Below are 22,682 nucleotides of genomic sequence, written 5' to 3' on the forward strand. Positions count from 1 at the left end.
TCCCGTGCGTCGTTGTCTGCATAGCGTTGTGCCCGTCTGTCCCCTCGGCTGTGGTCGGTCTACGTAAGGCTAGACCGGGTGACGGGGCATGGCCCAGCGTTGCGTCAGATGGCGCAACGCTGGGTCACAAGTTGTCATGTTGCGCTAGCGCAGGATGATGTCCGTGGGCGTCGCGGGGGACTTTCCGGTGGAGAGGAACCCGGAGACGTTGGCCTGCGGGTGCTTGATGATGTCGGTGACGGAGCCCAGGTGCTTGGAGAGGTCCACCTTGTCCTCGGGGGCGGCCAAGAGCAGCTGGAAGCCGAACTCCTGCAGGGCGTTGATGCCGGCACCGGCGTACTCGGCGTTGGCCTGGATGAAGGCCTCGTCGATCATCACCGTGCCGTAGGTGCTGTAGCCCTGGCTGTCGATGCCCAGCTGGTAGGCCAGTGCCGCGCCCATAATGAAGGACGTGAAGCGCTGCCCCTCGCCGCCGGAGAGGGTGCCGGGCTCCAGACCCAGCTCGACGTCGCCGCCGGGGCGGTGTTCGTTGCAGCTGATGGTCACATGCTGGCGCACATCCAGCACGGTGTCCGCCCAATGCTGCTGGGCGGGATCGTTGAGCGCGTCCACGAGGCGCTCCAGCGCCTTGTAGCTGGAGGCCATCTTCTCCTCCGTGGGCTTCACATAGGCGTTGCCGAGAGCGTCCTTGAGGTCCGCACGGAAGGCGCGGGCCTCATCGGGGACGGTGGTGCGCACCTCCAGCTTGAGCCGGCTGCCCTTTTCAAAGGGCACGTCGTCCAGGATCTGGTTGAGCGGCAGGATGCGCTCCTCGATGGCGCGGCGCTCCTCTTCGAGCAGCTGCAGCAGGTCGGAGAAGCGTTCGTAGGAGCGGTTGTTGAAGTACTCGCGGAACTCGTCCTGGCGCTGCGGCAGGCCCTCGGAGATGATCTGCTGGTACAGCTCCTCGTAATGGGTGGCGGCGTCGACGGCGGTGCCGAAGGAGGCGCTGTGCTGCGGCCCAAACTCGCGGGCGAAGGCCTTGAACGTATCCGTCAGGGCCAGTTCGGTGCGGAGCAGGCGCTCCTTCAGGGCGGCGGATCGCTCACCCAGGGCCAGCGTGCACGTGGCGAAGACCGACTCCACCTCGTCCAGCGTGGTGGGCCCGCCGTCGGGCAGGAAAGCGGCCAGTTCCTCCTCGGCCCAGTCGGCGGCCGGATTGGCCTCGGCGCGGGCTGCGGTGTTGGTTGCGGAGGTCTGCGCGCGCACCAGGTCGCCGTCGATTCCGGCCAGATCGTGGTTCAGTACGGCAAGGCGGCCGACGGCGCTTTCCAGCTCGCCCTTGGCAGCCGACAGGGAGTCCCGGATCGCGGCGAGCGTGGCGCTGGAGTCAACCGTGGCCTGCAGTGCCGTCGTGAGCTGCTCCAGGCCGGCCGCTAGCGCTGCGCTGTCCAGCTCGGCGAACGGGCGGGCATCGCGGGAGACGCGCTGCAGGGCGTCCAGCCGGCCCGCCAGCTGCTCCTTAGCCTTGCTGCGCTGGTCCGCCAGGGCGGTGGCCTGGACGTGCGCGGCGGCAATGCTGTCCGCCTCCGCCTCCAGCCGGGCGATCTTCTCCACGTTGTTGAAGCCCAGCAGGTAGTCGCCGGGGTTCACGGTGCGGGTGTCGCGCTCAAAGGTGTTGGAGTTGACCTTCAGCGTGCCGGCCAGCGAGATGGCGCGGTCATGGCCGTGCAGCTCGGCGTCGGTGTCCACGCAGTGGAAGCTGAAATCGCGGGTGATCTTGGCGCGCAGCCAGGCACCGGCGTCGGAATTCTTGAACTCCAGCTTGGTGACCAGATCGTTGTCCCCGGCATCGGCCGGGCGGGGGGCCACGCCGATGTTGATCCAGCGCAACTTGCCGTGACCGTCCATGGCGTTGATCGCCTTGGTGACGGCCTTGATGTCCTGGGCGCGGATGAGCAGCGTGGTGGCCGTGGACCGCAGCGCCTTCTCGGCGGCGGGGCGCCACGGCAGGTGCTCGGCGTCGATGTCCACCAGCTCGCCGGCGAACGGCATCTGCTCGACGTCGATCCCGGTCTCCGCGCACAGCTGGCGGCGGGCGGCGGCGCTGAGGCCGTCGATGTTGTTCCCGCGCCGGGCGTAGGAGGCAATGTCCGCGCGCAGCTTCTTCTCGGTGGCCTTGGTGTTGATGGACGCGGCCACGGCCTCGTATTCGAGCGTGCGCGCGGCCTCCGCCTCGCTGCGCTGGTGCTCGACGGCGGCCGCCGCGGCCAGGCGGGCGGCGGCCAAACCGGCGTCGCTCCACTCATAGTCCAGCCCGGCGACGTCGAGATCCCCACACGCGGAGGACTGCAGGCGCAGCCGCTCCTCAAGCTCGCGGCGGGCGGCACGGATGTCCTTCTCCAGCGCCTCGATCGCCCGGCCGCCGTGGTTGGCGTGCTGCTCGTCCAGCTGGGCGACGGCAGCCTGGGCTGCCTCCTTGGCCTCGGCCGCCGCGCGGATCTGCGCGGCCTTGTCCTGGTGCTCCTCGCGCAGGGCGGTGGACCTGGCGGCCAGCAGTTCGGCCTGGAATTGCTGGCGCACCAGTGGCAGCTGGATGTTTTTTAGCTCGGCCGTGCGGCCAAGCTGGGTGTGCAGCTCCTGGTACTGCTGGTGCTGGGCGGGCACATGCGCCAGGGCGTCGCGCTGGGCCCGGGCCTCCTCCAGCTGGCGGTAGATGCCGCGCAGGTGGCTGAAGTCCTCCACCGCACCGCGGGCGGCGGCCAGGGTGGAGGGAATGTCCAGCACCTCGTAGCGAAAGAACTTGTTGACGCCCTTGTCCAGGCCCTTGCCGTTCTGCAGGGTGCGCAGCAGGGAGAAGGCCTTGTCGTTGTCGATGCCCAGCCGGCGGCGGAAACGCTCGGCAAAGGTCTTGTGCGTGTCAAAGGCCTCGGAGCCGGGCAGGGCCGCGTGCAGCGACGACGGCGAGAACCGGCGGCTGCCGTGGTTTTCCAGCGCCGCGGTGTCCAGCGGTTTGTCGTGGATCAGGTAGTGCTTGCCCACGGAGCCCTCGAGCCCGTTGGCCGGCAGGTCAAACAGGGCCGCGATGGTCACCTTCCGGCCCAGGCCATCCGCAAAGACGAGGGCGACGGCGGACCAGGTGGCGCTGGGCCGCTGGTAGGTGGTGCCCGAGGCGGTCTTGAGCTTGCGCCCGCGCATGTAGCTGAAGGTGGTGCGCCGGTCCTTGCGGTCCGAGGCCTCGTGCGCCGACTCGTTGAGCCGGGGCGCGGCGTAGAAGATGTGCTGGATGCCGTCAAAGAGGGTGGACTTGCCCACGCCGGGCTGGCCCGTGAGCAGTGTGCCGGCGCGGTCGACGTACATGGCGTGCCGACCGTGGAAGGTGCCCCAGTTGATGACCTGGATGGAGCTGAGCCGGTACTGGCCGGGGTTGATGTCCTCGCCGATCGGCAGGGTCTGGGCGATGCTCATTTAGCGGCCTTCCTCGGCAACAGCGGGGTCCACGGCGTCGTCGTTCCCGGACCCGTCGGATCCATCGGCGTCCAGTTCCAGCTCGAGCCCGAGGTCCAGGGTGTCCCCGGCGCTGCGGTCCAGGGCCTGGAGGTAGGCGGGAATCTGTTCCACGGAATCGAACGGCAGGGCCAGGGCCAGCGCGTTGCTGACCCGGTAGACGTTGTCCAGCTCGGTGGGCAGCAGCAGGCGCAGGGCCAGCAGGCGGGCCAGGGCGGAATCGGTGAGCTCCTCCAGGCGCTTGTCGTCGACGGCGCCGGGCTGGCGGTGCTCGCCCAGGATCTCCCGGGCGCCGGCGCGGGAAATGGTGGCGTCGGTGCCCGAGCCCGCGTGGCGGTCCAGCAGCAGGCGCAGCCGCAGCGCCAGCAGCGTCTCCTCGCGGCGCAGCGGCCGCCGGGGCGTGATGGGGGCGCTGTGCGTGGCTTCGATATCCGCCGGGGTCAACAGGGCGACTTTGCGCTCGGAATCGATGGTCAGCAGCAGGAAGATTTCGCTCAGATAGCGCTGGAGGGCCTGACGGTGGTCCACGATGGCGGTCCACAGCCGCGGATCGGCGGCGCCGTCCACATACGGACCGCGCAGCAGCCGCACCAGGGCCTGGCGGATCTCCAGCGAGAACTGGCCGGTGTCGCCGTCGAACAGCGCCCGCTCGCCGCGGTAGGCATCGCTCGGGTTGGCCGCGCCGGCGGTTCCCCGCGGCGTTGTCCCGGGCAGCCCGGGGACCGGCTGGGCGGACGCGGCTGGAGCCCCGCCGTCGTCGTGGATGTCAACGCTAGTGCTCATGGCGGGAGTCCTCCGTGAAGGTGATCAGTGGCAGGTAGGCGGTGCGGGTGGCGCCGTCGATCTGGGTGTACTGCACCTGCTGGTACTGCTGGTGGTCAATGTCGGCGTCGGTGCCGCGGGCGGCAAGCACCAAGCCCCGGACGGAGTTGATGTGCCGCAGCTCGGCCGGCAGCGCCTCGAAGGCCGCCCCCAGGGTGGCACGGCCCCCACCCGAGGCCGCACGGACGCGCGCGACGGCGTCGTGCAGGCGGGTCATGTCCGCGGCCGGCGTGTTGGGCGTGCGGTGGATGTCGGCATCGCTCAGCGCCGGCGGGGCGGCCAGCTTGGGCGGCGGAATGTGGTCCGCCGGGTTGAAGATGCCCAGCCCGGCCAGCGTCTCAAACTCCGGCCCGTACAGCAGCGGAGCCACCACGGGGGTGCGCGGACGCAGGTGCGGGGAGTTGGCCACGGCCACCTCGGCGGCGCGGATGGCCTTGCGCAGCAGCATCGACTCGCGGAACTCGTCGCTCTGGACGTAGGTGTGCAGGCTCTCCGAAAGCCGGCCATAGATCGCGTGGACGTCGGAGGCCTGGCGGCGCAGTTCGCGGACCAGGGTGGCCAGCGTGGTGCGCTCCTCGGCGGTGAGCTGGTCCACGAACTCGCGCTCCAGCACCTCGTTGACACTCTGGCGGAACCGGGCCTGCTGCTGGGGGTCGTTGAGGAATTCGGTGAAGCCGCGGAAGGTCTCGCCCTCGGCGGTGCTGCGCAGCACCTTGTCGCCTTCAAGGACCTGGCCGACGGCCACGCCCTTGGCCATGGAGGACTCCATGATTTCCTGCCGGATCGTGTGCAGCATGCGCTCCACGCCGTCGCGCATGCGCTTGAAGTCCGCGGGCAGGGTGGAGGCCAGGTCCAGGACGCTGCGGGCCGCGGCGACGGCGGTGTCCGTGGAGAGGACAGCGGGGTTCTGGCCGTTCTTCAGCGCCTCGACCTCCGACTGGCGGTCCGCAATCTCCGCCTCCAGCTGGGCGATCCGGGTATCCGGGTTGGGGTCCGTCTGGTAGGACAGCGTCTCCAAGGAGGTCAGGAGCGTGCTCAGCCGGGAGCTGTTGAGGTTGGTGCGCTCGAGGGTGAAGGCATCGACAAAGTGCAGCACGCGCGCCGTGGCGGCGGTGGCCTCGTAGACAAACTGGCCGTCCACCATGGGGCGGGCCAGGAATTGGTTGCGGACCCAGGAATCGGCGTAGTTGGAGGCCTGCCAGGCGTCGTTGAGGCTCAGGCTTTCGTGCCGGAGCTCCTTCAGGAAGGCGGCCAGCGCGCCGTGGAACTCCTCCAGGGGGATGCGGGGCCGGCCGGGGATGAATTCCGCGCGCAGGAAGGCCACGGTCCAGGGCGCGGCGGAGAGCAGTTTCCAGGCGGGGCCCAGCCGAAGTTCCTTCTGGGCATGCCAGTTGGCCACGGCGTTGTCAGTGGAGCGCATCACGTACTTTCTGCCGGGCCGGGCTGAGGGGAGGGTAGTGTCCCATTTTATGCCATCGGGCTGTGCCTTCGGTGTGCCCCCGCGAACCGGCACTTGTGGGCAGTGTTGGGCCGGCGGACTGGCCACAAGTGCCGGTTCGCGGGGTTCAGGGCTCCATGTCCTCGTGCGTGACGATGCGGCTGAGCTCGATGGTGCCGTCGGCGCACTTCCAATAGTGCAGGCGGCGGGCGGCGCTGCTCTTTTCCTCCACATAGAGGCGCCAGCAGGAGTCGGTGGATCCGTCCCGGACCCTGGTGATCACGGGAGCGCTGCTGGCGTTGCCGATGCGCAGCGGGTGGGCCTCACGTTTGCGCAGGGCCTCGGCACGGTTGGCCACCAGGTCCACGACGGCCCGCAGGGCCTTGCCCCGCTTGTCTTCCGGCGTTGCCGCCAGCGAGCCGTGGAAATCCGGGCCCACGCGGTAGCCATGGAGCGGGAACTCCGCCTTGTCCTCGGCGGGGACGTACCGCGCCCACGCCTGCGCCACCGCAAACCGGACATACTCCTCATTCGTGGCGAACCAGTCCCGCGAGGCCCGGATGCTCTGCTTGCCCACCGACTTGGACGCATTGCGGTTCTTGGTTTTCAGCTCGCGGAGCTTGCCCTCGGCGTCGCGCAGCTTGCGCTGCATTTCCCTGACCTGGCCCTGGGCATCGTTGAGCTCGGCCGCGAATTCCCTGGCTTCCTCACGCTCGGCCTCAAGCTTGGCGCCCAGCTTGGCCAGCTGGGCCTGGCCCGCGGTGCCGTTCGCCAGCTGGCGGCGCAGATGCCCGATCTCATCCCGCAGGCCGGTGGCCTCCGTTTTCAGGACGCCGTTCTCCGCCTTGAGCGCGTCCACCCGGAGCAGTGCCTGCGGGAGGGCTCCGGCAGCCGGGGCGGCCGTGGGCTGGGGTGGGGGAGCGGCCACGGATCCCGGGCCGCCGGCCGCCGGCAGGGGTCCGGCGGACAGGGGATCCTCCGTGCCGGCGGCGCCTGCGGCAGGCGACGTGGCGGACTGCAGTGCCGCACCGCCGTCCACGGCGGGGTCGTCGTCGTACAGGTTGCGTCCCAGCTCCAGCCAAGGCGTCCCGCCGACCAGCAGGGCAGGCGGGGGGACAATGTCCTCGTCGTCGTCCACGTCCAGCATGGACAGCACCACCCGGCCCTGCTCCCGGGCCACACGGACGGCCACCACCTCGCCCACGCTGAGGAGGTCATCGGCGGTGTCGATGTCGTTGGAGGTGATCAGGTGCAGCGGGATGTCCATGGAGTGGCCCGGGTAGAGCATGACCGTGGCGCGGTCGGGACGTACCGCCGTCACCAGCGCCAGGGCCACCGCGCCGCTCGGGTAGGTGCGGTTGACGCTGACCGGGGCGTGGGCCAGCGGAATGTGGAAGCTGTTGTCGGAGCGGTGGTGCAGTCCGTGGACCTGCTGCCCATCGGCAAGCAGCCAATTCAGCGGGACGTCGGGCAGGTGGTGGGCCTTGTGCACGACGGCCATGCCCTGCCCGAGCAGGGCGAAGGCCACCAGGCCATCGGAGCTGGGCTGCTTGATGGTCCCCAGGGCCTGGACGGACGGCGCCGGAGCCTGGGCCGGTGCGCTCCGGCTGTTCCATTGCGCGGCGGCGGCCAGGTCCTCGGCGTCGTGCACCACCTTGGTGGCGGCGCTTTCGAGCTCGGCGGCACTGTGGATGATGTGCAGCGGGCTGTTGTAGGGGTCCTTGAGCCAGGCGGTGCCCGGCCCGTAGGCGCGGACGGCATTGTTGAAGATGCCCGACATCTTGGTCAGGGCGGCCTCCAGCGTGAGGGTTTCCCGCCCGCTGATGACCAGCGCCACCTTGGCAATCCCGTCCAGCTTGGCGGCGATCTGTGCCGCGTCCGCGTGGGCTTCGGGGTGTTCGGGCCAGTGCGAGACCACCACGACGACGTCGGTGCGGTCGGGATCGAGCAGCCAGGCGGCGAGCCGCTGGGGGGCCATGCGCAAGGGCGCGGTGGCGGGCTCCTCCACCGGGGGCTTGGCGGCGGCAGGTTTGGCGTGTTGCCGCTTCCGTGAACCCATGCGCTCCTCCGCTCCGAGAGATGTCCAGGCAGCCGGCGGCCCTGCGGCCCCTGTGCCTTAACATCAAAGAGTACGTGGCGCGGCAGGCATTATCAGGGGGAATCTCCGCAGAGGCCGATGAATGCGCCCAACTCTTCCAGCGCCTCCGGCCGGGAGGGCATGTAATTGGTCAGCTGGCCGGACCGGATGAGAACAGCCCGCCACTGGCCGCGTGAGATGGCCACGTTGATGCGGTTGCGGTTGAGCAGGAATTCGGCGCCGCGGGGCGTCTCGGCAATGTCCGAACACGCCATGGTTACCAGCACCACCGGCGCCTCCTGGCCTTGGAACTTGTCAACGGTGCCCACCCGGACCCCGGGCAGGCCCGCGGCGTCCAATGCATCGCGGACCCGGTGGATCTGGGCGTTGTAGGCGGCCACCACCAGAATGTCCTCCTGCTCAAGCGGGCGCGGTTCCGCCCCGGCTCCCCCCGTCCAGGCCAGCCCCAGATGCAGCCGCGCCTGGGCCACCACCTCGCGGGCCTCCTCCGGCGAGGACACGGTGTTGCCGGTGTGCTCCACGAGCACCGTTTCCACCCCTGCGGGCACCTCAGCCAGGTGGCGCAGCGACGCCGCCGGGGCGGAGTTCAGCCGCCCGTCGTAGCTCAGTGCGGAGACGGCGCCGCACAGCTGCGGGTGCATGCGCCATGAATCGGCCAGGAAGTAGCCCAGCTCCGCCGGCAGCGTGTGGTGGCCCGGGGAGAGCCAGCCCAGGGCCGACTCGTCCACGGGTTCCGGATGCGAACCCTGGGTGACCTGCGGGAGCTGCTGCGGGTCACCGAGCAACAGCAAACGCTTGGCCGCCCGCGACACCGCCAGCGTGTTGGCCAGCGAGAACTGCCCTGCCTCGTCAATCACCAGCAGGTCCAGCGATTCCGCGGGCACGTTGGCGCCCGTCATCGTCCACGCAGTGCCGCCGATCAGGGCGCCGTCGGGCCCGGCCAGCAGGGCGGCGAACTTCTTGTCGTCCGTCACGGCCCACGGGACCTCGCCCGATCCTTTGGGCTTCTTGGCCACCCGGTCCGGGTCGACGCCGGCCTTCTCGACGGCGGCCGTGAGCATGTTCTCGACGACGGCATGCGCCTGCCCCACCACGCCCACCTTCCAGCCATCTGCCACCAGATTGGCTATGACATGGGAGCCCACATGCGTCTTTCCGGTCCCCGGAGGGCCCTGCACGGCCAGATAGGAGGAGTCCAGATCCCGCACGGCGGCGGTGATGGCGGCAATGTTGTCCGCGCCGTGTTTCCCGGCGACGACGGCGGGCAGCGCGTCGAGCGTGGCCAGCCGGGGAGTGTGGCGGCGCAGGATGTCGATGCCGGGGTGCTTCGGCAGCGAGGGGACCATGGACCCCACGGTGCGGGCCAGCTCGGACAGGGATTCCTGGATGCTGGCGGTCCGGATGGGCTGGTCCGGGGTGAGTGCCATGGGCAGCTGGTTGTAGGGCTGGACCTTCAGCGAGGATTTTTCCTGGACCACCAGCACGGTGGACTCCGGATTGGCCGGATCCGGCGCCGCTTCTAGGACGGTTGTGCTAAAAAGGCCGCCGCGCTGCCGTTCCGCCCCGGGCCGCCCACTGGTTGCCTCTCCCATGCCCTCGGGCAGGGGGTGGTCGAACATGCCGAACCAGTTGGTGCCGGGGCGGAAGTCCGATCCGTCCGACATGGTGCCCTTCAACCGCAGGGTGCGGGCCTCGGTCCGTGCCCGCGGGCTGGGCTTGGCCCACCCCTCGAGCTCCTCCGAGCGCTCCACCACGAAGACGTTGCGGCCCTCGGGCCACTCATCCACGGACTTGCCCAGCCTGTCGAAGTGCCCCCACCAGAACTGCTTGTTTTCCCGGCGGTGGTAGCCGGTGGCCGCGGCAACCATGGCGATGGCACGCTCGTCGTCGGTGAAGCTGTGGTGCTCGTCGTCGGCCAGCGCTGCCAGATACTCGTGCAGCCTCACCTCCTCGGGGCTCGGCTCATAGGCCGGCGCCCCGGCGTCGTCCGCGGTGCCCTTGAGCGCTTCCTGCCGGGCGGCAAGGGCGGCAAGGGCGGAAAGGCCCTGCTTTTCGGCCTCCGTTGGCCCGGGGACGGGCAGCGTCAGCAGCCAGTCGCGCAGGCGCAGGGTGGAGAGACAGTCGTAGTGGTTGTAATCGGCGATCGAGGACAGGATCCGGGCCGCCGCCTCGCCGTCCCCCAGCTCCCGGGCCTGGCAGTACTGCGCATAGGCCACCACCGATGCGCCGGCATCCTTCACGTCGCCCGAACGCAGGTTGTCGCGCATGTAGAGGGGTTCGAGCTTCTTGATGGAGTAGCTGGCCTCGGAGATGCGCAGCGAGTGGCGCACGGTGTCGTACAGATCCACCAACAGGCCGTCCTTCAGCCAGTCGTCCACAATGCCTTCCCCGCCCACATGGCGCTGGGACAGGCTGCGGAGGGCCGACTTCTCGTAGGCGGCGTAGTGGTAGACGTGCATGTCCGGATGTGCTTCACGCCGGGCCTGGACGTAGTCCAGGAAGTCCAGGAAGGCCCGGCGCTCGCCGTCGCGGGAGTGCGCCCAGAAGGGGCGGAACACCGGGTCCGTGCCGTCGTCACCTGCTGCGGTTTCCCCCGAGGTGGGTGACTCGACGACGCCGAAGAGGTACTCAATGCCCCAGGCGCCGGTGGGGTCCTGCCACAGCGGATCGCCCTCGAAATCGAAGAAGATGTCGCCCGGGCTGGCCTTGGGCAGTGCCGCGGTGGTGGCGCCGGACAGCACCTTGTAGTGGACGGTGTGCTGCCGTCCGTCCTTGGCAAACGTGCGGGACCCGTCCGCGGCCTCCAGCCCGGTCTGCATCCGGGCCTGGCTGCGCAGCCGCACCACGGGGCCCGCGGCCTCCGACTCCGGCAGCGCGGCCAGATCGTCAATGGTGGAGATGTTCCGGGCCCGCAGCTTGCGGCGCGTACCGGTGGTCATGCCCGCCACGAGCAGCAGATCGCGGGTCCGGGCAATTTGCCCGGCGCAATAGTCGCAGCGCCCGCACGCGGTGATGCCCTCGGCACCCCATTCGACGGGGGAGGTGGCGGCCCGGTGCCCGCCGGCCAGCGCGAGGAAACGGGCCCGGCGCTCGCGGTACACGGGGAGCAGATCCCGCAGGGGGTGGGACTGCCGGCCCATGTCGCCGAGCACCAGGGTGGCCAGCGGGGCGGTCTCGATGCCGGCGGCCTGCAGCTGGTCCGCGTAGGCGGCCAGCTGCAGCAGCGCACCCACCTTCGCATGCCGGGCCAGCTTGGTGTCCCAGACGGCGTAGGAGGAGGCCGCTTCTCCGGCCCGGAGCGCTGCGGCCGGAGGCACTGTGGCAGGAGGCACGGCGGCGCCGGGCGTTGGGGCGGCATCGGCTCCGGCGGCCGCCGCGGCCGCCGCCAGGTCAGTCTCGACGTCGGAGCGGACCAGGAAATCGGCAAAGCCAACAAAGGCGAACCCCGGCTCAGAGGGGGCGAAGAAAGTGGCCTGGAAGACGACGCCGGCGCCGTGCTTCAGGGCCGTGATGGTGTCCGCGTGCTTGGCCTCGAAGTCCGCCCGGGTGGGGGCCGCCCGGGGAACCTCCAGCACACCCGTGCCGGCGGCCGGGTCCCACGGGCCCAGATCCCCCAGCAGCGAGTCCAGCAGCTTGCGTTCGTGCACATCGCCGAGCACGGCTGCCCGCTGGCGCATCTCATCGGCGGGGAAGACGGACTTGGGGGCGCGTTCCAGCTTCTCGTCCAGGACGCGCAGCGTGCGGTACTCGCATTCACTGGCGGCCACCAGGTCGCTCGCGGAGAAGACAAGATCCGCAGGCATGCCGGGCGTGGATGATTCAAGCAGGAACATGGGGCCTCCGCTGCCGTGCCACCGGGAGCATCCCGGCGCTTAGTCGAATCTAGCAAGTGGCTATGACAACCAGCGCCAGGCCCGGGCCCCTCTACGCCAGGGTGGTGGACAGCACCAGGCCGTTGGAGCAGGTGACTGTGCACGTGACGGTCTGCCCGTCGTCGTCCACCACAACATCCGCCGGACCGGCCAACGGGGTGGTGCCGGCCAGACGCACCAGCGAGGCAAAGACCGTGCGCCCGCCGCGGTGCTCACCCTCCAGATAGGGAACGGTGCTGTGCACGCCCAGCGGGGAGAAGCCCTCGGACGAGCGTGTTCCCGCCGCGGTATAGCCGGCCAGCGGCCAGATGCTGCTGTGCAGTCCGGGAGTCGAGCCGTCGGCGGGGGTGTCGGTTACCGACACCCCGGGGGGAGCCGCCCCGGCACCCGTGGGCGCACCGGTGCCGTCAAGAGGGCCCGCTCCCATTCCGCCGCCGGGTCCCCCAACGGGCCCGGCGATGGGGGAGTCGGCGGCCAGCGCGTAGCCGCCCTCGCGGACGATGCCCGGCGTGCCGACGCCTGAGGTGCGCGGCCCGCCGTCGGCGTCCATCCCGTCGACGTCCAATCCGTCAAGCGCGGGCCCCTGGACCAGATGGAGCCGGAGCTCGCAGCCGCTGGCGGAGGTGGTGGCCGTGGCGATGCTCCACGGCGAGAGGGCCTCGTCCCCACCGTCCCAGACGGGCCGGTAATAGCTGGCCACCGAACCCGCGGCAGCGGGCAGGCGGTGGATACGCATCCGCACCGACGGGGCGCCAGACGCGTCCAGCAGGGCGATGTGGTTGTCCAGCGGGCCGCGGGGATCGTACACGGGGGCCGTGTGGCTGGAGTAGGCCAGCCGGCTGTACTCCACGTTCTCCGCCCCGGGGCCGTAGTACTTGTCGCTGCCGTGGTTCAGTACGCGGGCAATGCCGTCCGTGGCCGTGGCGGCCAGCAGGAAGTTGGGCCCGGGCGCCACGCGCGTGCGGTCCTCCCGTTCCACCGGGGAGGCCTGTTCGACGGCGGTCCAGACCGGGTGGTCGGCCGGCAGCAGCAGTCCGACGAAGGCCTTGCTGGTCCAGAACGGCGATGCGGGGCCGGAGTAGCTCTGCACGAGGGGCAGGAATTCGCCCTGCCAGCCCAGGGTGGGCAGGCCCGGCCCGGCGTTTGGCCCGCCGGCGACGGGTCCGCCGTCGGGCCCGGGGTACGAGCCGCCGTCGGCGAAGAACCGTGCGGCACCGCTGGCGATGCGCCGCACCTGTCCGGGGGAGAGCGGGGAGCGCGCACCGGCCAGCTCGGCCATGAACAGCGGGGCCACCGCCGCATAGCGGTAGATCAGCGAGCGGCCCTGGTAGACGGGGGATCCGGTGCCGCCGAAGAAGCCCAGGTAGTCGGGGAGGAACGCCTCGAGCCGCTCCACATAGCGTGCCCGCAGCTCCGCGGCCCGCTGCGGGTCCCGCCCGGCCAACATCCGCAGCCACAGCAGCGGGTAGAGGTGCATGGCCCAGCCGCAGTAGTAGTCAAAGAAATCGCCGTCGCCGTCGCGGTACCACCCGCCGCCGACGTACCAATCCTCCATCCGGGACAGGCCGAACTCGATCTGCGCGGCATTGTGCTCCCGTCCCACCCCGGCCAGGAACTCGGCGATCACCACCTGGAACAGCACCCAGTTGTTCCCATTCGCCTCGCTGGTGGAGGAGCCGTCCAGCCAGCGGGCCACCTGGTCCTGCCCGGCGGGCTCCAAGGTGTCCCAGAGCCACTCGCGGGTCAGATGCAGGGCAATGGCAATCGAGGCCGCCTCGACCATGGGCTGGGACCGGGTCACGATGGGCGGCCATCCACCGGCCGTGCCGGCCAGCAGCCCCTGCCGGTAGCGGGCCAGATGCCCGTGCGGATCCGCGCCGTCTTCGCCCGCCACCCGGAAGGCGGCCAGCAGGAATGTGCGGGCAAAGCCCTCCAGGCCGTCGGAGAGCTCCCCGGAACTGGAGGGGCGCCCCGGCAGCGTGATGAGCGAGCGGTCTGCGGAGGCATAGGGGCGCACGGCCAGCAGCTGGGTGTCGGCAAAATGCAGCCAGTGCCCCCGGGTCCAGCCGGTGGTGGGGCTCAACTGCATGTTGGGGGCGGGGAAGTCCACGGTTACCTCTGTTTGCTCGCGTCGAACGGGGCAGGGCTGGCCGGACGGTGGGCAAGTGTTGCCTCCGGCCATGGAACAAGACTATGTTCGAAACAATTCAAATTGGGGAAAGCGAACATTATCGAACGGGTGGCTGCCATGATTGCCGACAAACGCCATGAACGGCTGCTGCGGGAGATCCGCCTGCACGGCGCCGTGACGGTGACCGAATTCGCGGCCCGGGCGGGTGTGGCCCCCATGACGGTCCGGCGCGACCTGGCCACGCTGGAGGCCGGCGGGCTGCTCAAGCGCACCCACGGCGGAGCCATTGCCTTGGCTCCCGAGCCGGAGGCCGGGACCCGGCCCGGAAGCCCCGGCCAGGCCGCCGCCGGCGGTACACAGGCCGGCCGAGGGGGTCGGTCGCGGAGCGCGCTGATGACCATCGGCATGGTGGCGCCGTCGGCGTCGTACTACTTCCCAGAGATCATCCGCGGGGCCCAGGACGCCGCGCGCCGCTTCGACGCCCGCCTGGTGCTGGGCATTTCCAACTACTCCGGCGTGGAGGAGGGCCGGCAGATCCAACGGCTCATCGCCAGTGGCGTCGACGGTCTGCTCGTCACGCCCAGCGAGGCACAGCTGGGCGGGACGCCCACCCTGGACCTGCTGGCCAATGCCCGCATCCCCGTGGTGGTGGTGGAGCGGTCGCTGCGGGAGGTGGCGGCGTCGCTGGCGCTGGATGAGGTCCGCAGCGACCATGTAGCGGGTGCCGAGATGGCCATTGCGCACCTTGCCTCGCTAGGCCACCGCCGGGTGGGGCTGGCGGCGCGGGCCGGGAGCCCGACGACGCCGTGGCTGCAGGAGGGTTTTGAACGCGCCGCCGCGCGCTCGGTGCTGGAGCCGGGGTTCCTGCACGTCCGGCTGCCGCGGCCCGCCGCGGGCGAAGCCGTGGACACCGCCCACTACGACCGGCTGCTGGACGAGTGCTTGGCCACGGACACCCGGGCGCTGGTGGTCCACACCGACGAGGACGCCACCGCCGTGCAGATCCGGGCCGTTGAGCGGGGCATCACCGTGCCGGGCGGCCTATCGATTGTGGCCTACGACGACGAGGTGGCGGCGCTTGCGGCCGTGCCGCTGAGTGCCGTGTCCCCGCCCAAATACGAGGTGGGGTACACGGCGATGGGCCAGTGCTGCGAACGGATCCTGGATGAGGCGAAGGGCCATCCCCGGGCGCTGCGCCGCATGCGGCTGCTGCCCACGCTGCGGACCAGGGAATCCACCGGCCGCCCCGTCTCCGCCGCGAAGCCGTGATGTTCTATATTGTTTGTTCGGACATGATTGGCTTGGCCCGGCCATGACCTGAACATTGTGATGGACCTCATCATCGTTTTCTTATGAGGAGAGTCACATGTTTAGGATGCGGGCAAGGAAGCTCGGTGCAGCCGTCGTCGCAGGAGCGTTTCTGCTGACGGGCTGCGGCGCGGCTGGTGCACAGACCCAGGAGACCACCGCGGCACCGTCGCTGCCGTCGCTCAAGGACGCCAGTGGCGAGGTTTCCTTCTGGTCTTCGGTCACCAACATGGCGCCGGTGGTGGACGAGTTCAACAAGACGCACCCGAACATCAAGGTCAGCTACTCCGTGACCCCGTCGGGCAACAGCGGCGGCTACGCGAAGCTGAGCACCGCGCTGCAGGCCGGCAACGCCCCGGACGTGGCCACCATCGAATACGGCTACCTGTCCGGCTACGCCGCGGCCGGCAACCTGAAGCCGATCTCCGACTACCTGGGCGAAGACGTGCTGGGCAAGTTCCCTGGCCAGATCACCGATCTGGTCAAGCTGGGCGGCAAGTCCTGGGCCATGCCCTACGACGCCCCGCCCATGGCCTTCTACTACCGCACCGATGTGCTGGCCGACGCCGGCGTGGCCAAGGCCCCCGCCACCTGGGACGAGTTCGAGGCCGCGGGCAAGGCGCTGAAGGCCAGGAACCCCGACGCCTACCTGGCCTCGTTCTACCCGAACGATGCCAACGTCTTTGCCGGCCTGGCCTGGCAGGGCGGTGGCAAGTGGTTCGGCGTCGACGGCGACAGCTGGAAGGTCAACCTGGCCGATCCCGCCACCGCCAAGGTGGCCGACTTCTGGCAGCGCATGATCGACGAGAAGATCGTCAAGGTGGAGCAGGCATTCAGCGATGAGTGGTCCCAGGACCTGCAGAAGTCGACGGTTGTCGGCGTCGTCGGTGCCTCCTGGAGCGCTACCGGCATCATCTCCCGCACCAAGGGCCAGGAAGGCAAGTGGGCCGTGGCCGAGCTCCCCAACTGGGGCAAGCCGGCCAACGCCATGCTGGGCGGATCGACGTTCGCCATCACCAAGGACAGCAAGAACCCCGCGGCCGCGGCCGTCTTTACCGAGTGGATGAGCACCAGCCCCGACGCCGTGAAGGCGCGCGGCAACAGCGGCTCCGCCTGGTTGGCTTACCCGGGCCTGTCCGACATCGCCAAGGGCGCCTTCGACGCCTCGCACTTCGGTGGCCAGGACATCTACGCTGTCTACCAGAAGGCCTCCGACGCCGTTCTCCCGGGCTGGAACTGGGGCCCGGACATCGCCGCCACTCTGACGCCGGCCCAGGACGGCTTCGGCAAGGTCACCTCCGGGCAGACCATCTCGGACAGCATCAAGAACGCCAACAAGGCCACGATCGACGCCCTGAAGGCGCGCGGCCTGTCCGTGGCGGATTAGCACTCCCGCCATGACCCGCACCGATTCGCTCCGCCGCCCCGTCCGCCGTCGCCAGCCCGGCGCCGGCGGGCGGGCGGCCGCCATCTTCCTGGCTCCGTTCTTCACGCTGTTCGCGCTGACCATGCTGGCGCCCATCGGCTACGCCGTGTACCTGAGCTTCTTCACGGAAAAGTCCTCCGGGCTGGGCTTCGGCGGCGCGAAGACAGTCTTCGTCGGCCTCGGGAACTACCTGTCCGTGCTGGCCTCGGACACCTTCACCGGTGGGCTGGGCCGGCTGGCGCTGTACTGCCTGATGTACATTCCGGCCATGGTGGGCACCGCCCTTGTGCTGGCCCTGCTGCTCGACGCGGCGGCCGGCGGGGCGCGGAAGCTGTTCCAGCTGCTGCTGTTCTTGCCGCACGCCGTCCCGGGCGTGATCGCTGCGCTGATCTGGATCTACCTCTACACGCCGAGCATCAGCCCCATTGTGCAGGCCGCGGCCGGCGGTGGGATCGAACTGAACTTCTTCGACGCGCACCTGGTGCTGCCCGCCATCGTGAACGTCTCGGTGTGGGAATGGACCGGCTACAACGTCATCATCTTGTTCACGGCGCTGCAGGCGGTGCCCCGCGAGGTCATCGAGGCTGCCGTCATGGACGGCGCCTCCGGCATCCGGACCGCCCTGAGCGTGAAGCTGCCACTGATCTTCCCGGCCCTGGGGGTGATCATGTTGTTCACCATCATCGGCACGCTGCAATTGTTCACCGAACCGACCATGATGCACGCGGCGACGGCCTCCGTCACCAGCACGTACGTGCCCAATATGTGGGCCTACGATGCCGCCTTCAACCGCCACAACCTCAATGAAGCCGCCGCGTCGATCATCATCGCGCTGCTGGCCGCCACGTTGTCGTTCGTGGTCACCAAACTGACCTCAAGGAGCACCAAGGGATGAGCATCGTCCTGGAACCACAGACGGCGGCACCCGCCCGGGTGCCCCGGCCCGCTCCGCGGCCCGCCAAGCGGCGGCCCTCGGCGTCGTCGTTCTCCGTCAACGGCCTGTTGATTGTGGGCTGCGCCTACATGGTGCTCCCGCTGCTCTGGCTGGTCTTCGCCTCCACCAAGAACCTGCAGGACCTCTACGCCACCAGCGCGCTGTCCTTCGGCGACTTCTCCCTCGGGGAGAACATCCGCCAGGTCTTCGCCGAGGGCGGCGGCGTGTTTGGGCTGTGGATGCTCAACAGCGTCCTCTATGCCGGATTTGGCGCGGTGTTCGGTGCCCTGGTCTCCGTGGCCGCGGGCTACGCCTTCGACAAGTTTTCCTTCCCCGGAAAGGAAAAGTGGTACTCGTTTGTGCTGCTGGGCGTGCTGGTGCCCAACACCGCCACCGTCCTGCCGCTGTACCTGCTGGCCTCCAACATCGGCATGACCAACACGGTGTGGTCGGTGCTGATCCCGGCCCTGACCAACCCCTTTGGCGTCTACCTGGCCCGCGTCTACAGCCAGGCCTACGTCCCCGGCGAGACGCTGGAGGCGGCCCGGGTGGACGGGGCGGGCCCCATCCGTAGCTTCGTGTCGCTTGGCCTGCCGATGATCATGCCGGGCTTTGTCACCATCGCCCTGTTCCAGTTCGTGGGCATCTGGAACAACTTCATGCTGCCGTTGGTGATGCTCTCCAACGAGAAGCTGTTCCCGGTCTCGCTGGGCATCTTCTCCTGGAGCAGCCAGGCCTACGCGTTCCCGCACTTCTACCCGATGGTCATCACGGGCTCCATGCTCTCCATCCTTCCGCTGCTGGCGGCGTTCATTCTGCTGCAGCGCTTCTGGAAGTCCGGACTGACCGCGGGGAGCGTGAAATGAGCCTGGCCGATGGCCCGCTGTCCGCCCCGGCGCCCGCCGCCCCATTGAAGGTGGCGCTGGCCATGGCCCCGGATGTGGCGGCGCGGATCTTCCCGCCGTCGCGCCTGGCTGCCCTGGGCGAGGGCCTGGAACTGCTCTCGCCCGAGCCGCTGTCCAGCTTTGACACACCCTTGGCCCAGGCCCTGCTGCCGCAGGTCGAGGTGCTGCTGACCGGCTGGGGCGCACCCCTGTTGACGGAGGAGGTGCTGGCGCGGGCACCGAAGCTGCGGTTTGCGCTCCATGCCGCCGGTTCCGTCAAGGAACACATCACCGACGCCGTCTGGGACCGTGGCATCCAGGTCAGCACCGCTGCCGAGGCCAACTCGATCCCGGTGGCGGAATACACCCTGGCCATGATCCTGCTGGCCAACAAGTGCGTGCTGCAATTGGCCAGCCAGCTGCAGGACGGGCGCGCGGCGATGGACCCGGAGGCGTTGTTCCCGGGCATGGGCAACTTCGGCAAGACGGTGGGGCTGGTGGGCGCATCCAGGATCGGCCGGCGGGTCATCGAGCTGCTGCGCCCGTTCGACGTCACGGTGCTGGTGGCGGATCCCTTCCTCTCCCCGGCGGGGGCCGCTGGGCTGGGCGTGGAGCTGGTGGAGCTGGACGAGCTGGTGGCCGCCGCCGACGTGGTCTCGGTCCACGCGCCGGACCTGCCCGAGACGCACCACCTGCTCAACGAGGCCCGGATCGAGGCCATGCGGCCCGGCGCCACGTTCATCAACACCGCCCGCGGTGCACTGGTGGACCAGGCGGCGCTGGCGCGGCGGATCGGGAGGGGGGACCTGTATGCCGTGCTGGACGTGACCACGCCCTGGGTGCTGGACGCCGGCGATCCGCTGTACGGCCACCCCAACGTGGTGCTGACGCCGCACATCGCCGGATCGCTGGGCGTGGAATTGGGCCGGCTGGCTTCCTACGCACTTCAGGAGGCGCGCCGCGCGGCCGCCGGCCTGCCGCTGCGCTATCCGGTCACGGCCCGGGAGCTCGCCCGCAGCGCCTGAGCAGCACTTAACCGCCGTCGGCGGTGCACTTGTGCCGCGCACCGTCGTGCGCACAGCTGGCGTGCACCCGTGGGCAGGAGCAGCACCTGCGCACGGGTGTGAGTCAGCGCTGCGCGGAACGGTCCGGCTCGAGGGCAACCGGGGTGGCCGTGAACCGCGCCGACCGTGCCCGCAGGCCCAGCAGCACCACGGGGAAGAGCACCAGCAGCGCCATCATGTTCACCCAGAAGAACCCGCCCGCGGCCAGGATGGGACCGGCCAGCGCCGCCATGCCCGCCGCGCCGAAGTTCATCATCATGTCGTTGGCGCCCTGCAGCGGCACGCGGATCTCCGCCGGGGCGGACTGGCTCAGCAGCGACGAGCCCCCGATCAGACAGGCGGACCAGCCCAGGCCCAGGATGACCAGTGCGAACGAGAGCTGCACCGGCCCGGCGGTGTCGGAGCCTAGCGCGCCCAACACGATGGCCACCAGCAGGATGCCGCAGCCCAGCAGCACCACGCGCGCGGCGCCGATCTTGTCCACCAGGAAGCCGAAGACGGGGCTGGCGGCGTACATGCCCAGGATGTGCAGGCTGATCACAATGCCAATGATCTGCAGCGAATGCCCGTGGTGGTTCATGTGCACGGGGGTCATCACCATGACGCCCACCATGATCATGTGCCCGCCCGTGACGCCGGCCAGTGCAAAGAGGGAGCGCGGATTGCGCGCGGCAATCCGCAGGGCCGCCCAGGTGCCGTGCCGCGCAGGAGGCGCGACGGCGGCACTCCCGGCCGCTGGGCCGGCCGAGGCGCCCGCCGAGGGGCCCGCGGCACCCCCGGCCGTGCCACCACCGGCCGTGCCACTCCCGGCCGTGCCACTCCCGGCCGTGCCACCCCCGGCCGCGCCACTCCCGCCCGGCTGCGGCCGCGGGGCGCCCAGGAAGAACACCGCCATCACCAGGGCCGCCGTGGCGAAGGCCGCCAGCGAAAACAGGAACGGCCCGGCGAGGGGCACCATGCCCAGCAGAGCCCCCAGCCGGCGCCCGGGTTCGGAGAGGTTGGGGCCGGCCACCGAGCCCACAGTGGTGGCCCAGATGACGATGGACATCGCCCGTCCGGCCTTGGCCGTGGGCACGCCGTCCACCGCCGCATAGCGGGCCTGGAGCCCCGCCGCCGTCGCCGATCCGAAGAACAGCATGCCGGCGGCCATCAGCCAAAACTGGCCCAGGGCGGCGGCCAGCAGCACCAGGGTGGCACCCACCGCGCCGAGGGCAAAGCCGGTGCTCAGCGCCGCACGCCGGCCCGAGCGCACGGCCAGCTTGGCCAGCGGCACGGCCACCAGCCCGGCCCCCAGCGTGGAGGCGGTCTGGACAAAGCCCGACGCCGCGGCGGTGCCGGTCAGCTCCTCGGCCAGCATGCCGCCCACGGCGACCCCGGAGGCCACCCCCACGCCGGAGAGCAGCTGGCCCGCCACCAGCACCAGCTGTTTCCGTTTGGCCGGCATCATTTAGGCGCTCGTCCTCTCCTTCTCGTTTTCGGCCTGCGCGGATGCCTCGTCCAGGTGGAACTTGAGGGCCATCATTCCGTGGGCCACGCCGGCCCCGGCGCGCAGGGCCGTTGCTACAAAGATAGTCTCTGCCAGCTCGGCCGTCGTGGCGCCCTCGGTCTGGGCGGCGGCCGTGTGCGCCGCGATGCAGTCCATGCACTGGGTGGTCAGGGCCACGGCGACGGCAATGAGCTCGGTGTATTTGCGGCTGATGGTGTTGTTTTCCCCGTGCAGGGCGGCCTTGTTGAACTGGACAAAGCCGTTGAAGGCCGACGGCGCACCGCGGCGCAGCGCAGCCATGCCGCGGGCCTTGTGGTCCTCGGCCTGGTCCCCGGCGCCCTCGGCCGGAGCGGTGGCCAGGGCCAGGGCGTGGCGGCCATGGACCAGTCCGCCGCCGGCGCGCAGGGCGGCGGTGATCATCACCGTCTCGGCGACTTCCGCGGTGCTGGCCCCCTCCTGGGTGGCGGCCCGGACGTGGCCCTCGATGCAATACACACACTGGGTGGTCAGGCCGACGGCGGTTGCCATCAGTTCGAGGTACTTGCGCGGAATGGTGTTGGATTCCGCGTGCAGGGCCGCGGCGTCGAAGGCGCCAAAGGCGCGGAAGGACTCCGGCGTATGGCGGCGCAGCGTGGCCAGGTTCTTCATGTCGGAGGGGTGGTGGTAGTGCGCTTCGATGCTGGACATGGCATTTCTCCTCAACTGGTTGTGCGTTGTCCACGCCACGGTAGCCACCCGCGCCCCCATTGGGTCAATGAAAATTTGAAAGTTGCAACAGTTCGTTGACAATGTCGACGTACTGGCTAACACTGTGGAGACGGCCGCGGTGATGGGAGGCACAATGGACTAAACAAGCCACCAGAATTCAAGGGAGTGACGGCATGGCCAGCAACAAGGTGAGGAATATTTCCGACGGCGGGAGCAAGGGGTCCGATATGGGCCTGGAGCGGCCGCCCCGGCAGACCGTCGACGGGGAACGCCTCCTGGCGGTTTTTTCACAGCTCGTTGAACCCATTGGGCGTTCGCTGCCCGCCTCCAGTGAGGTGGTGCTGCACGATCTGAGCCTGCTGCCCAACTCGATCGTGGCCGTCTACGGCGACGTGACGGGCCGGCGGGTGGGGGATCCGGCCACGGACCTGCTGCTGCGCGGACTTTCCTCGGGGCACTTCGAAACCACCGTGGGCTACGAGACCAAGCTGCCTGACGGCCGCCGGCTCAAGTCCTCCACCATGATCATCCGCGACGTCTCCGGCAATGCCGTGGCGGCCTTCTGCATCAATTCCGACATCTCGGTGTGGCAGTCGGTGGCCCACATTGCCTCGTTGATGGTGGGCGCCAACCCGCCGGTGGCAGGGGCCGTGGCCCCGCCGGCCGCCGTCGTCCTTGAAACGGAAACGCACGGCGGAGCCGACCTGGGCGAGGTGTTCGTCAAGGATGTGGACGAGCTCGCGGCGTTGCTGATGTGCCAGGCCATTGCAGAGACGGGCGTCCCCGTGGAACTGATGCACAAGACGCACAAGGTGGAGGTGGTCAGGAACCTCAAGGCGCGCGGGATGTTCCTGCTCCGCGACGCCGTGGAAATGATCGCATCCTCGCTGAACTGCACCCGCTTCACCATCTACAACTATTTGAACGAAATCAACGCCGCCGATGAGGCCGCCGAGCATGGCGGCGACGACGGCGAACCGGTGGCGGCAAGCGGCAAGTAGGCCGCGCCGCCGGGCCGCACACGC

General features: G+C 69.7%; 14 protein-coding genes. 6 read left to right on the plus strand and 8 right to left on the minus strand.

Features of this window, described 5'->3' with window-relative positions:
• Window positions 1-144 precede the first annotated feature (144 nt).
• From ACQCSX_RS14135 to ACQCSX_RS14160, 6 genes are all read right to left on the minus strand, one after another.
• Window positions 145-3,447: an ATP-binding protein gene (locus tag ACQCSX_RS14135; protein ID WP_427015922.1), complete on the minus strand. Its 3,303-nt coding sequence runs from the start codon at window positions 3,445-3,447 to the stop codon at window positions 145-147.
• Window positions 3,448-4,269 carry a DUF4194 domain-containing protein gene (locus ACQCSX_RS14140; RefSeq protein WP_427015923.1) on the minus strand — a complete coding sequence of 274 codons (822 nt, stop codon included), beginning with the start codon at window positions 4,267-4,269 and terminating at the stop codon, window positions 3,448-3,450.
• On the minus strand, window positions 4,259-5,728 hold the full coding sequence (locus ACQCSX_RS14145; protein ID WP_427015924.1) for a DUF3375 domain-containing protein: 1,470 nt from the start codon (window positions 5,726-5,728) through the stop codon (window positions 4,259-4,261). The genes ACQCSX_RS14140 and ACQCSX_RS14145 overlap by 11 nt, the downstream gene beginning before the upstream one ends.
• Before the next feature lie 145 nt (window positions 5,729-5,873).
• On the minus strand, window positions 5,874-7,805 hold the full coding sequence (locus ACQCSX_RS14150; protein WP_427015925.1) for a hypothetical protein: 1,932 nt from the start codon (window positions 7,803-7,805) through the stop codon (window positions 5,874-5,876).
• A gap of 92 nt (window positions 7,806-7,897) precedes the next feature.
• Window positions 7,898-11,677, minus strand: a complete 3,780-nt coding sequence (locus tag ACQCSX_RS14155; RefSeq protein ID WP_427015926.1) for a TM0106 family RecB-like putative nuclease — start codon at window positions 11,675-11,677, stop codon at window positions 7,898-7,900.
• Between the two features lie 91 nt (window positions 11,678-11,768).
• The gene (locus ACQCSX_RS14160) at window positions 11,769-13,826 is read right to left on the minus strand and encodes a DUF2264 domain-containing protein (RefSeq protein WP_427015927.1); all 2,058 of its coding nucleotides are present in this window, start codon (window positions 13,824-13,826) and stop codon (window positions 11,769-11,771) included.
• A 138-nt stretch (window positions 13,827-13,964) separates the two neighbouring features.
• Between ACQCSX_RS14160 and ACQCSX_RS14165 the strand changes: the two genes are divergently transcribed.
• From ACQCSX_RS14165 to ACQCSX_RS14185, 5 genes are all read left to right on the plus strand, one after another.
• Entirely contained in the window at window positions 13,965-15,116 is a 1,152-nt protein-coding gene (locus ACQCSX_RS14165; RefSeq protein ID WP_427019056.1) for a substrate-binding domain-containing protein, read from the plus strand.
• A 97-nt stretch (window positions 15,117-15,213) separates the two neighbouring features.
• The gene (locus ACQCSX_RS14170; RefSeq protein WP_427015928.1) at window positions 15,214-16,542 is read left to right on the plus strand and encodes an ABC transporter substrate-binding protein; all 1,329 of its coding nucleotides are present in this window, start codon (window positions 15,214-15,216) and stop codon (window positions 16,540-16,542) included.
• A gap of 10 nt (window positions 16,543-16,552) precedes the next feature.
• Entirely contained in the window at window positions 16,553-17,476 is a 924-nt protein-coding gene (locus tag ACQCSX_RS14175) for a carbohydrate ABC transporter permease (RefSeq protein WP_427015929.1), read from the plus strand.
• The gene (locus ACQCSX_RS14180; RefSeq protein WP_427015930.1) at window positions 17,473-18,381 is read left to right on the plus strand and encodes a carbohydrate ABC transporter permease; all 909 of its coding nucleotides are present in this window, start codon (window positions 17,473-17,475) and stop codon (window positions 18,379-18,381) included. The genes ACQCSX_RS14175 and ACQCSX_RS14180 overlap by 4 nt, the downstream gene beginning before the upstream one ends.
• Window positions 18,378-19,424 (plus strand): hydroxyacid dehydrogenase, encoded by a 1,047-nt coding sequence (locus ACQCSX_RS14185; RefSeq protein WP_427015931.1) that lies wholly within the window; start codon window positions 18,378-18,380, stop codon window positions 19,422-19,424. The genes ACQCSX_RS14180 and ACQCSX_RS14185 overlap by 4 nt, the downstream gene beginning before the upstream one ends.
• Before the next feature lie 103 nt (window positions 19,425-19,527).
• Here the strand turns inward: ACQCSX_RS14185 and ACQCSX_RS14190 are convergent, their stop codons facing one another.
• Together ACQCSX_RS14190 and ACQCSX_RS14195 are read right to left on the minus strand one after the other, a co-directional pair.
• Window positions 19,528-20,910, minus strand: a complete 1,383-nt coding sequence (locus tag ACQCSX_RS14190) for an MFS transporter (protein WP_427015932.1) — start codon at window positions 20,908-20,910, stop codon at window positions 19,528-19,530.
• The gene (locus ACQCSX_RS14195) at window positions 20,911-21,636 is read right to left on the minus strand and encodes a carboxymuconolactone decarboxylase family protein (protein ID WP_427015933.1); all 726 of its coding nucleotides are present in this window, start codon (window positions 21,634-21,636) and stop codon (window positions 20,911-20,913) included.
• Window positions 21,637-21,830: 194 nt separating this feature from the next.
• Between ACQCSX_RS14195 and ACQCSX_RS14200 the strand changes: the two genes are divergently transcribed.
• Window positions 21,831-22,658 carry a helix-turn-helix transcriptional regulator gene (locus ACQCSX_RS14200; RefSeq protein WP_427015934.1) on the plus strand — a complete coding sequence of 276 codons (828 nt, stop codon included), beginning with the start codon at window positions 21,831-21,833 and terminating at the stop codon, window positions 22,656-22,658.
• The last annotated feature ends 24 nt before the right edge of the window (window positions 22,659-22,682 follow it).

The sequence above is a fragment of the Pseudarthrobacter sp. P1 genome (assembly GCF_050156935.1).
Taxonomy (GTDB): Bacteria; Actinomycetota; Actinomycetes; order Actinomycetales; family Micrococcaceae; genus Specibacter.

Coding starts and splice junctions, on each gene's coding strand:
- ACQCSX_RS14135 (WP_427015922.1), bottom strand. CDS start 3,447: ATGAGCATCGCCCAGACCCTGCCGATCGGCGAGGACATCAACCCCGGC.
- ACQCSX_RS14140 (WP_427015923.1), bottom strand. CDS start 4,269: ATGAGCACTAGCGTTGACATCCACGACGACGGCGGGGCTCCAGCCGCG.
- ACQCSX_RS14145 (WP_427015924.1), bottom strand. CDS start 5,728: ATGCGCTCCACTGACAACGCCGTGGCCAACTGGCATGCCCAGAAGGAA.
- ACQCSX_RS14150 (WP_427015925.1), bottom strand. CDS start 7,805: ATGGGTTCACGGAAGCGGCAACACGCCAAACCTGCCGCCGCCAAGCCC.
- ACQCSX_RS14155 (WP_427015926.1), bottom strand. CDS start 11,677: ATGTTCCTGCTTGAATCATCCACGCCCGGCATGCCTGCGGATCTTGTC.
- ACQCSX_RS14165 (WP_427019056.1), top strand. CDS start 13,965: ATGATTGCCGACAAACGCCATGAACGGCTGCTGCGGGAGATCCGCCTG.
- ACQCSX_RS14170 (WP_427015928.1), top strand. CDS start 15,214: ATGTTTAGGATGCGGGCAAGGAAGCTCGGTGCAGCCGTCGTCGCAGGA.
- ACQCSX_RS14175 (WP_427015929.1), top strand. CDS start 16,553: ATGACCCGCACCGATTCGCTCCGCCGCCCCGTCCGCCGTCGCCAGCCC.
- ACQCSX_RS14180 (WP_427015930.1), top strand. CDS start 17,473: ATGAGCATCGTCCTGGAACCACAGACGGCGGCACCCGCCCGGGTGCCC.
- ACQCSX_RS14185 (WP_427015931.1), top strand. CDS start 18,378: ATGAGCCTGGCCGATGGCCCGCTGTCCGCCCCGGCGCCCGCCGCCCCA.
- ACQCSX_RS14190 (WP_427015932.1), bottom strand. CDS start 20,910: ATGATGCCGGCCAAACGGAAACAGCTGGTGCTGGTGGCGGGCCAGCTG.
- ACQCSX_RS14195 (WP_427015933.1), bottom strand. CDS start 21,636: ATGTCCAGCATCGAAGCGCACTACCACCACCCCTCCGACATGAAGAAC.
- ACQCSX_RS14200 (WP_427015934.1), top strand. CDS start 21,831: ATGGCCAGCAACAAGGTGAGGAATATTTCCGACGGCGGGAGCAAGGGG.